Raw genomic sequence first — 9,768 nt, forward strand, 5'->3', positions numbered from 1 at the left:
ACCGCCAACACGCCGCATAATCAAACCAACCAGATGAGCCAGACTCTCTCTTAGTTTAGGCCCGCTTTGGTTCCAAAAAACCTGACGACGGACAGACTGAAAGCCCGCCGCCCGTAAAAATACGCTTTGCCAAACGTTGGCATTTTGTTTCGGGCACGAAACAAAAAATGTAAACCTTTGCGATTTTGATCCAACAGACAGATTTATAGCCAGATCGCGCCGAGATTGGCAGCGTATGGCTCGGGAGGGCAAGCTTGTTGTGCCCAACTTGGATGGCATGGACTTTGCGCCGGTACAGATTGAAGAGGCTAAGCCTGTTGAGGTGGTTTCAACCTCAGCTATCAATTTGAACAGTGTTGATGCGCTCAAAGACCTGCTCATTGCGATCGCATTACATTAACGGCCCCGCCACAGCGTCTTTGGTTTGTGCGACTACATCCCATGCGCGTGCCTCAGAGTTAGACTGCGCGTAGATGCGAAACTCTGGCGCGTTGCCTGAGGGGCGCAGATGAACCACATCGCCACTGATAAAATCCATCCGCAACCCATCGGTTAAATCGATTGATGCAATTGTCCCAAATGAACTAAAAAACGCTGCACGGATGGGTTCGTTTTCGATCAAGCGCGACAAGAATACGTCTGCTTTCGAACGATCTATATTTTGCAAACGGTCGGCAGCGGTAAAGCATGGGGGCAAACCTGCAACCAATTCAGCAAGGCTTTGACCTGCCACTTTCGCAGCGAATAACGGAGCAATCATTGGCAGCATGCAGTCGCGCGTAGGTAAAGGAGACAACGGACTGTTGATCGTTGCATTAAAGCCTAGAAGAAAGCCGCCATTGGCCTCGAATCCGATGACATCAGGAAGACTGTCGCGTAGCGCCTCCATACCCGCAATCACAAAAGGTGATCCAATCTTGGTCAATTGCACGGCATCGAAATCAGGCAAGCGCCGCACCATGTCGTTAGACGACACAGGCGTCACCACGGCTTTTGCATTCAACACCTGCGCAGTTAACACGCCGAGAACATCGCCGGGAATGACCTTGCCGGTTGCGTCTGTCAGCATTGGACGATCTGCATCACCATCAGTAGAGGCAATCGCATCAAGCCCATGAGTGCGGCACCAGTCTGCAAGTTCACTGCGCGTCTCAGTATCCACCGCTTCGGTATCAACAGGGATGAAACTATCGGAATGAGCGAGGGGCACAATCTCAGCGCCAAGGCCAGTGAAAATATGTTCCATCGTGTCACGCGCGACAGATGAATGGCGGTAAATTCCAATACGTAACCCAGTCAAAGAAGCCGCGCCAAAAGCGCCAATGTAACGCGCAACATAACGCGGTTCAGCTGTGGTGTTTTCCATATAACTGCCCCCCGTCCCATTAAAGCGTTTGCGATTAGCATAGGCCATGTTGATCGCAGTCTCGTCAGCTTTTGAAATTTCACCATCTGGCAGATAGAATTTAAGTCCGTTGCGATCCGCAGGAATATGGCTACCCGTGACCATGATAGCCGCGGCGGACGCTCCCATTGACGCCAATGCCAAGGCTGGGGTGCCAAGCGCACCACAATCGATAACATCTGCCCCAGCCTGTTCAGCAACGCGACAAATGAGAGAGGCAATATCAGGAGAAGAGGGGCGCAGATCACGCCCTACGTAAAGTGTTTCACAGCTATCCAAAGTGGACAGAAACGCATGTACATAATCTGCAACAAGATCATCGGTTAACTCGGACACAAGCCCACGCAGACCGCTGGTACCAAAAGAAGGAGCCATAATAAAAACTTTTCATTGCAGTTATTGTTAATAATTTATGTCAGATGAATATGTCATTGAGGTAATATATGAAATGCATTTTGGGGCGTTTTAATGATGTTTAGCATGCGAAACATTTTGTGGTTAGAAAATACGCACGGCTGTTAGAGCTTTGATAGCCGATGCTTCAGCGCAGCAACTAAATCAGGCGTCACAGATGGAAAAATTGGTGTTAAATTTAAATTAAACGCCAATATGTAATTCTAAAGACCTATCTGGCTCAAAGACGTCGAAACGAGCCGTGTTTATTTACACGTAAAAATGGGCAAATATGGCAGGGGCATATGGGGAGGGGTTTTGACCCAATCACAGCACTCTATCATATGAACATAGTGGTTCGCAGACTGCGGTCATGATCTATTAGTGACGTCCTGCCGTTAAACCATTGGCGTTTCCTATCGCCGTTTGACTGAGATTTTCTAGCGTTTGGCAGGTACGCGCGGGTCATTGAGGGCGGCGGGGCAACGCTTGGGCCGTATCAGGATATCCGCGATTGCATTTTGCAGAGCAAGCGTTTTTGAGTTTGCGAAGATGTGTATCCAAAGAGGATAACCTGCCGTGGTTTTGTTCGGATATCGCTATTTTTTACCGAGTGGCATAAATACTGTGCAAATGTATGAAATTTTAGCAACGCTCGCCCTTTGGTGTTGATGGGATGAAACGCCCTCTGTATGTAAAAGGTATTCCTAATACTTAAGAGACTTTAATTAAAATGATTACTCCAGTTATTCTGTGCGGAGGTTCTGGGACGCGTCTTTGGCCCGTATCACGTAAGAGTTACCCAAAACAGTTTTCGCGACTGGTTGGCAATGAAACTTTATTTCAAGCTTCTGCAAAGCGATTAAGCGGTGCGGTTGACAGTTTGTCATTCGCAGCTCCTATGATTTTAACGGGATCCGATTTTCGCTTTATTGTGACGGAACAATTGGCTGAGGTTGGCATTGACCCAGGAGCGATTTTAATTGAGCCGGAAAGCCGCAACACGGCTCCGGCGATTTTGGCAGCTGCGATGCATTTGATCGCCGCCGATCCAGAGGCCATCATGTTGGTTGCTCCCTCGGATCATGTTGTGCCTGATATAACCGCGTTTCATTCTGCTGTCTCAAAAGGGCTTGCCGCGATTACGGATGGCAAGCTGGTGACTTTTGGGATCAAGCCGACCCATGCTGAGACGGCCTATGGCTACCTTGAACTGGCCGCGCAGCCCAATGAGTCTGGAACAGCTGTCAATCTAAAACAATTCGTTGAAAAACCCGACGAAGCGCGGGCACAGGACATGTTTGAGGCGGGCACATTTATGTGGAACGCTGGGATTTTCTTATTCAAAGCCAAAGATATCATCGCGGCGTTTGAAGCGCATGCTCTAGATTTGACTGGCCCTGTGATGAATGCTGTTACGAATGCTAAAACCGACCTTGGGTTTCTAAGGCTTGATCCAGATGCTTGGGCCCAAGCAGAGGATATTTCGATCGATTATGCCGTGATGGAACGTGCCGCTAATTTAGCGGTGGTTCCTTTTGATGCCGGTTGGTCCGATCTTGGCGGTTGGGATGCGATTTGGCGCGAATTTGGTCCCGATGAAAACGGGGTTGTGACTTCTGGTGATGCCACTCCTATTGAGTGTGAAAATAGCCTTTTACGCTCTGACAGTGAAAACTTAGAGGTCGTGGGCATTGGTCTGAAAAATATCATGGTCATTGCTATGAATGATGCGGTGCTGGTGGCAGACATGTCGCGGGCGCAAGACGTTAAAGAAGCTGTTGCAGCTTTGAAAGCCAAGGGGGCCGCACAGGCCACGGCGTTTCCAAAAGATCACCGTCCATGGGGGTGGTTTGAAAGCCTTATTATAGGCGATCGTTTCCAAGTGAAGCGCATTCACGTACATCCGGGCGGGGCATTGTCTTTGCAAAGCCACTTTCACCGCTCTGAGCATTGGATCGTTGTCGAAGGCACAGCCCGTGTCACCATCGATGATGATGTGAAACTCGTTACGGAAAATCAATCTGTTTACTTACCACTGGGCTGTGTTCACCGCATGGAAAACCCCGGAAAAGTGCCGATGGTTTTGATCGAAGTTCAGACAGGATCTTACATCGGTGAAGATGATATCATTCGCTACGAAGACATCTATTCGCGCGGGCAAGGTGCCAAAGGCTAGTTAGAGGAATAACATGATGAAGGTTGCTATATTTGGTTTAGGGTATGTGGGGTTCACAGCTGCCTGTTGTATTTCCAGCGAGGGTCATGATGTTGTTGGCGTAGATGTTAGTGACGCGAAAAATCGTGAAGTAAACGATGGCGTTCCGCCGTTTGAAGAGCCTGGCCTTAAAGAGCTTATGCAAAAGGGTCGTTCTGTTGGTAGCTTGAAAGCAACCAATGATACACAAACAGCTTTGCGTGAGGCAGACTTGGCAATTGTTTGCGTGGGAACGCCATCTGGCCCTGATGGGGCACATGATATGCGCTACATTATTGAGGTCTCTCGTCAGATAGCTAAGGCAGCTGCAGATCTTAATCTTGAGAAGTTGACTGTCACGTATAGGTCTACCATGCGACCAGGTACCCTACGCCACTTGATTACCCCTATCTTTGAAAGTGTGCTCGGGGCAGATTTTTCTGATAAAATTGAACTGGTATACAACCCTGAATTTTTGCGAGAAGCTTTGGCAATCAATGATTATTTTCATCCGTCAAAAATTGTGATTGGCACTATAGATGGCGAGCCTTCCGATATCATGGATAAGCTGCATGCTGGCATCGAAGCCCCTACTTTTCTAACAGGGTTTGAAGAGGCGGAAATTACAAAATTCGTTGATAATTCTTGGCATGCGGTGAAAGTTGCATTCGCCAATGAAGTCGGTCGCGTGTGCCAGCAAATGGATATTTCGGCCACGAAAGTGCATGAAATATTTGTCTCGGATACAAAGCTCAACATCTCACCATATTACACGCGTCCCGGCGGAGCTTTCGGTGGATCGTGTTTGCCAAAAGATGTACGCGCCCTGCAGTTCATTGCGAATGACGTTGGCGCGAACCTCCATCTCGTGGATAGCTTACTGCGCTCAAATGAGGCGCATAAAAATCACCAATTCAATTATGTTATGTCTGAGCTAGGTGAAGGTAAAACTGTCTTAATGGCTGGGTTGGCCTTTAAGGCAGATACCGATGATTTGCGCGAAAGTCCCAACGTTGATCTTGCACGAAAATTGTTGAGTGCTGGCGTTGAGTTAAAGATATTTGATCCTGCTCTTGATCCTGCAAAATTGCGTGGTCAAAACCTTGGCTATGCCTATGCCAATCTGCCAACTATTGATCAATTGCTCATCTCGAAAGAGGTTGCCGAAGCAGGGGATTGGGATCTTGTTGTCGTGAATAATGCCACCGGAAAGCTGCTGGATTTGACTGCGCCAAAAACCGTTGAGACTGGCTCTATCAAATAGTTTGCAAGCTGGATCGAACTCAAAAGAAAGACAAAGCGTTGAATACAGAAACCTCTCGCCCGCGTCACGAAAGTAATTTTTCTGACCTCGTAAAACCGACTGAATTGGCTGGCCGTAAAGTACTAATCGTTGTCGAAAACCTGCCAGTTCCGTTCGATCGCCGGGTTTGGATGGAGGCCCGGACGCTAAAGGCGGCCGGGGCAGAGGTTTCTGTTATTTGTCCTACAGGAAAAGGCTTTGATGCGACTGAAGAGGTGATTGAAGGTATTCATGTCTATCGCCACAGCTTGCCTTTGGATGCGTCTGGTGCGGCCGGTTATTTATTGGAGTATGGCGCGGCGTTGTTTCATGAAATGCGCCTGACGCTGAAAGTTTGGCGACGTCAGGGTATCGATGTTATTCAAGGGTGTAATCCTCCTGATCTCATTTTTCTCGCCGCCCTGCCGCTTAAACTGTTTGGCATCAAATATATTTTTGATCATCACGATATCAATCCCGAGCTGTATGAGGCCAAGTTTAACCGTCGCGATTTCTTTTGGCGCTTGATGCGCCTTTTTGAAAAGTGGACATTTAAAACTGCAAATGTCTCTATCGCGACGAACGAAAGTTATAAAAAGATTGCGGTTGAACGTGGAGGCATGGTCCCGGAGGACGTCTTTATCGTACGCTCTGGGCCGGATCTGACGCGTCTCATTCGCCAACCAGAAACAAAAAAATGGCATAATGGTCGCGATTTTCTTGTTGGATATGTTGGTGTCATGGGCGATCAAGAAGGCATAGATTTGCTTTTGGAAAGTATTGCTTACCTCGTACAAACCCAAGGCCGTACCGACATTCAGTTCGTGTTGATTGGCGGTGGCCCAAGCTTGGATGGGCTTACAGAAATGGCCAAGGAAATGGGCTTGTCTGATTATGTGACCTTCCCTGGCCGTGCGCCAGATGACGAGTTGTTTGAAGTCTTGTCCAATGCAGATGTCTGCGTTAACCCCGATCGCGTTAACGAGATGAACGACAAATCAACGATGAATAAAATTCTTGAATACATGGCGTTTGAAAAGCCCATGGTTCAATTTGATGTCACAGAAGGTCGGTTCTCGGCTGCGGATTCAAGTCTTTATGCTGCAGCTAATGATATCGTTGATTTTGCTAATAAAATATCAGATTTGCTGGCAGATCCAGAAAAGCGCGCACGTATGGGCGCGATCGGGCGCAAGCGTGTCGAAACTGAAATGGCGTGGCCGTATCAAGTGCCTGCTTTGATTGGGGCGTACCAAAGCGTTTTGAAAAAGAACAAGGGTGATTAAGATGAACTCGCGTTTTGTTTGGTACGTGAACCGGTTGAGGTCGATGTCGATTCCAGAAATCTTGCATAGATTTCAAGAACAGGCAAAACGCAAATTGGGGCAAGGTCTTGCGACGACCAGTCAAGACGTGTCTGAGGTCGTGTTTACGCCGCTTACCATCGATGATGCGGCCCTACGGCAAGTTGCTGCAACGCAGTCGGTTCATTGGCGGGCGCAAATTGTTGCGGCTCAGGCCGGCCATTGGACGTTCTTAGGGCGCACTTGGCCTTCGGTGCCGTTGGAACGTGTCTGGCATTTTGATCCTGTTAGCAAAACCGACTGGCCCAGTGCGCCTTATTGTTATGACATCAATTATCGCCACGAAAAATCTAAAGGTGACATAAAATACACATGGGAAGTTAATCGGCTACAAATTTTGCCAATGGCGGCAGCGCTTTGGCGCAGCGAAGGTGATGCCGAGGCACGTGATTTTGCGATACAAGTATTAGACAGTTGGATTGACGCTAATCCGCCCTTTACAGGCGTTAACTGGGCTTCAGGTATCGAATTGGCCTTGAGGATTGTGAACATTTATGCGTTCCTATCGTTGCTTGGACCCGACAATGTTTCACCTGCATTTTTGCAAAAAGTTATGGGTAGCTTGAATGCCCATTTGCTTTGGATGAACAGATATCCATCTAAATTTTCATCTGCAAACAACCACCTGATTTCTGAGTTGGCTGCGAGTTATACTTTAGCACGCCTCGCCCCAAACTTGCCGGCCGCTCAAAATGTGGCTTCACACGCATGGTCAGACTTGATGGATGAGGTGTTGCGTCAAATTCATGAGGATGGGGTCGGCGCGGAACAATCGCCAACCTACACGTGTTTCACCTTGGAATGGATACTTTTGGCGCTTTGTGTTGCCAAACAATCTGGTGACACCGTGCCACCACAAGCCCTTGCACGCCTTGGTGATGCCGCGGGTGTTTTACGCTGGATGATGGATGATGCAGGCCATGTCCCTCGGATAGGTGACGACGATCAGGGGCGTGTTTTCCTATCTGGCGATGCGCGCGAAGAGGATTATGTTCCGCTTGTTTTAAGCTCTTTGTGTGCGACGGTTGACCGCGAGGATCTTGCTCCCCCGCATGATCGGGCACATTTGCGTCAGGTCTGGATGGGGCGCGCCGAAACAGTTAAACAAGGCCCAACAGGGGCTGGTTTTTTTGATGCAGGTGGCTATTCAGTCCTGCGCCATAACGTTCAAGGTCGTAACAGCATGATTGCGATGGATCATGGACCTTTGGGCTATTTGTCAATTGCCGCGCATGGCCATGCCGATGCATTGGCGATTTGGTGGCATTTAGATGGGCAGCCAGTTTTTGTTGATTGTGGCACGTATCTGTATCATTCTGGAGGTGCGGAGCGCGACGCCTTTCGCGGCACAGCTTTACACAACACATTGATGCTGGACGGGCAAGACCAAAGCCAAGTCTCTGGCGCATTTAATTGGGCGCGCAAGGCCAAATCCAAACGTACGGCTATGGCGGCGCAGACTACTGATGGACTGTGCATTCAAGCCACCCATAACGGTTATAAGCCGTTGGGTGTGACGCATGAGCGCAAGCTCGCGTTAAACGTTCCAAATGGTTATGTTGTGCGTGATCGATTGATTGGGACATTAAAAAATGAGGATGCCAAAGCGGTTCTTGCATGGCATCTGCACCCGGATTTAAGCGCACGCATTACTGATGAAGGTGGTGTGGAAATTTTGCTGATAGGGAACGTGATTGCTCGGGTCACAGCAGTTCTTAATAATGTCGATAGTTTCACAGCACAGGGCGAGCCAGTAACTCTTGCTATTGAACCGCGGCCCTATTCGCCTGAATTTGGCATTAAAAACATGACCACAGCCATCACCTGCACTTTAGATGCTTCCAGCCTACGCGATCAAGCCGTCTTCACGACGCTTGAAATTGTTAAGGATTAGATATGCAAACGCTTGTACGATTGCAAAATGTTGCACATAAGCTCGAACGAAATAAAATCACCAAGCTCGGAGCCCGAGTGATCGAATTGATCATTCGTCTTGTGTACGGGTGTTACCTCCCCGCAGGCGCAAAAATTGATCCAACGGTTCATTTCCACCACAATGGCTTAGCGGTTGTCGTCAATAAACTTTCTGTAATTGGTCCCAATTGCCAGATCGGCCCGCAAGTCGTTCTGGGAGGGCGGTCTCCGATTGTAGGCGCTCCGAAGTTAGAAGCCGATGTGGTCATTCATAGTGGTGCCAAGCTGATCGGACCAATCACCTTGGCACAAGGTTGTATTGTTGGAGCAAATGCCGTTGTCATTTCAGACGTACCTGCATTTTCAACAGCTGTTGGTGTCCCTGCAAAAATTATCCAGAAGCTGACGTAGTCTTATACATTTGCACTTGCTTTGCCCCCTGAAAACTGGATCACTTTGAGTTAGAGTTTCCGACTGCTATTTTTCTGGCTGGAAGAAGGAGTGGGCGCGATGAAAGCATCCAAATTCACAGACGCACAAAAGGCGTTTATCGTTAGACAAGGTAATGAGGGCACGACGGTTGCGGAGATTTGCCGTAAGTCTGGTATTAGTCCTGCGACATATTTCAATTGGAAGAAAAAGTATGAGGGGCTGATGCCGTCTGAGATGCGCCGGTTGCGTGATCTGGAGGATGAGAACAACCGTTTTGAAACGGATTGTCGCTGATCTGACGTTGGATCGTGAGATGTTGCAGGATGTTATGGACGTGTCACGGTTTTGTGCCGCTCCGATTACTCATTTATGCGGCCTTTCGTTCGAAAGCCAAGGGACTTTTCCAGCCGAGTGCTGAGTGTTTTCTGCGGGCGTTGTAGAAGCCATTTGTGTAGTTGAAGATTGCCAATTCAGCGGCGCGTCGTGTGGTCCAAGATTGCCGCCAGACCAGCTCCGCCTTGATTGTTTTGAAGACGGTCTCAACTGCGGCTAATATAGATGCCCAGAGATAAGGCAAACTGTTCTCTTATATGTGCCAGCACCACCAAGTCTTTACGCTGGCTGGTGCTCAACGGCCGGGAACAAAAGGCACGATAGCCACAAGGGCTAACGTCCATAATTTGACACAGTCGATTGATAGGCAGCATATCCTTATTCTTTGCAATAAACGCGAACCTCATTTGCTTCGCTCCGCAAAGAACTGCCCTCTCGGCAGATTACT

The 9,768-nt window shown here is 48.6% G+C and carries 7 protein-coding genes and 2 pseudogenes; 6 read left to right on the plus strand and 3 right to left on the minus strand.

Translation table 11 applies throughout. The features are described 5' to 3' along the window. Both CLV80_RS18585 and CLV80_RS18145 read right to left on the minus strand, forming a co-directional pair. On the minus strand, nt 1–369 hold a 369-nt coding region (locus tag CLV80_RS18585; protein ID WP_207766612.1), incomplete at its 3' end, for a hypothetical protein. A 22-nt stretch (nt 370–391) separates the two neighbouring features. Then, nucleotides 392–1,780: a phosphomannomutase gene (locus tag CLV80_RS18145; RefSeq protein ID WP_106359355.1), complete on the minus strand. Its 1,389-nt coding sequence runs from the start codon at nt 1,778–1,780 to the stop codon at nt 392–394. A 751-nt stretch (nt 1,781–2,531) separates the two neighbouring features. On the opposite strand from CLV80_RS18145, the gene CLV80_RS18150 reads away from it, so the two are divergent. From CLV80_RS18150 to CLV80_RS18175, 6 genes and pseudogenes are all read left to right on the plus strand, one after another. Continuing rightward, entirely contained in the window at nt 2,532–3,977 is a 1,446-nt protein-coding gene (locus CLV80_RS18150) for a mannose-1-phosphate guanylyltransferase/mannose-6-phosphate isomerase (protein WP_106359356.1), read from the plus strand. 13 nt (nt 3,978–3,990) lie between these two features. Then, on the plus strand, nt 3,991–5,259 hold the full coding sequence (locus CLV80_RS18155; protein ID WP_243394629.1) for a nucleotide sugar dehydrogenase: 1,269 nt from the start codon (nt 3,991–3,993) through the stop codon (nt 5,257–5,259). A 170-nt stretch (nt 5,260–5,429) separates the two neighbouring features. Next, complete coding sequence (locus CLV80_RS18160) at nt 5,430–6,563, plus strand: glycosyltransferase family 4 protein (protein WP_243394630.1); 1,134 nt, start codon at nt 5,430–5,432, stop codon at nt 6,561–6,563. A 1-nt stretch (nt 6,564) separates the two neighbouring features. Next, nucleotides 6,565–8,535 (plus strand): alginate lyase family protein, encoded by a 1,971-nt coding sequence (locus CLV80_RS18165; protein ID WP_106359359.1) that lies wholly within the window; start codon nt 6,565–6,567, stop codon nt 8,533–8,535. A 2-nt stretch (nt 8,536–8,537) separates the two neighbouring features. After that, nucleotides 8,538–8,966, plus strand: a complete 429-nt coding sequence (locus CLV80_RS18170) for a serine O-acetyltransferase (protein WP_106359360.1) — start codon at nt 8,538–8,540, stop codon at nt 8,964–8,966. Nucleotides 8,967–9,065: 99 nt separating this feature from the next. Further along, a pseudogene (locus tag CLV80_RS18175) lies at nt 9,066–9,318 on the plus strand (transposase); the annotation flags it as partial. 36 nt (nt 9,319–9,354) lie between these two features. On the opposite strand, the pseudogene CLV80_RS18845 reads toward CLV80_RS18175, so the two are convergent. After that, nucleotides 9,355–9,537, minus strand: a pseudogene (locus CLV80_RS18845) (IS3 family transposase); the annotation flags it as partial. Between the last annotated feature and the right edge of the window lie 231 nt (nt 9,538–9,768).

Source organism: Yoonia maritima, assembly GCF_003003285.1.
In the GTDB taxonomy this organism is placed as follows: Bacteria; Pseudomonadota; Alphaproteobacteria; order Rhodobacterales; family Rhodobacteraceae; genus Yoonia; species Yoonia maritima.

Coding starts and splice junctions, on each gene's coding strand:
- CLV80_RS18145 (WP_106359355.1), bottom strand. CDS start 1,780: ATGGCTCCTTCTTTTGGTACCAGCGGTCTGCGTGGGCTTGTGTCCGAG.
- CLV80_RS18150 (WP_106359356.1), top strand. CDS start 2,532: ATGATTACTCCAGTTATTCTGTGCGGAGGTTCTGGGACGCGTCTTTGG.
- CLV80_RS18155 (WP_243394629.1), top strand. CDS start 3,991: ATGATGAAGGTTGCTATATTTGGTTTAGGGTATGTGGGGTTCACAGCT.
- CLV80_RS18160 (WP_243394630.1), top strand. CDS start 5,430: ATGGAGGCCCGGACGCTAAAGGCGGCCGGGGCAGAGGTTTCTGTTATT.
- CLV80_RS18165 (WP_106359359.1), top strand. CDS start 6,565: ATGAACTCGCGTTTTGTTTGGTACGTGAACCGGTTGAGGTCGATGTCG.
- CLV80_RS18170 (WP_106359360.1), top strand. CDS start 8,538: ATGCAAACGCTTGTACGATTGCAAAATGTTGCACATAAGCTCGAACGA.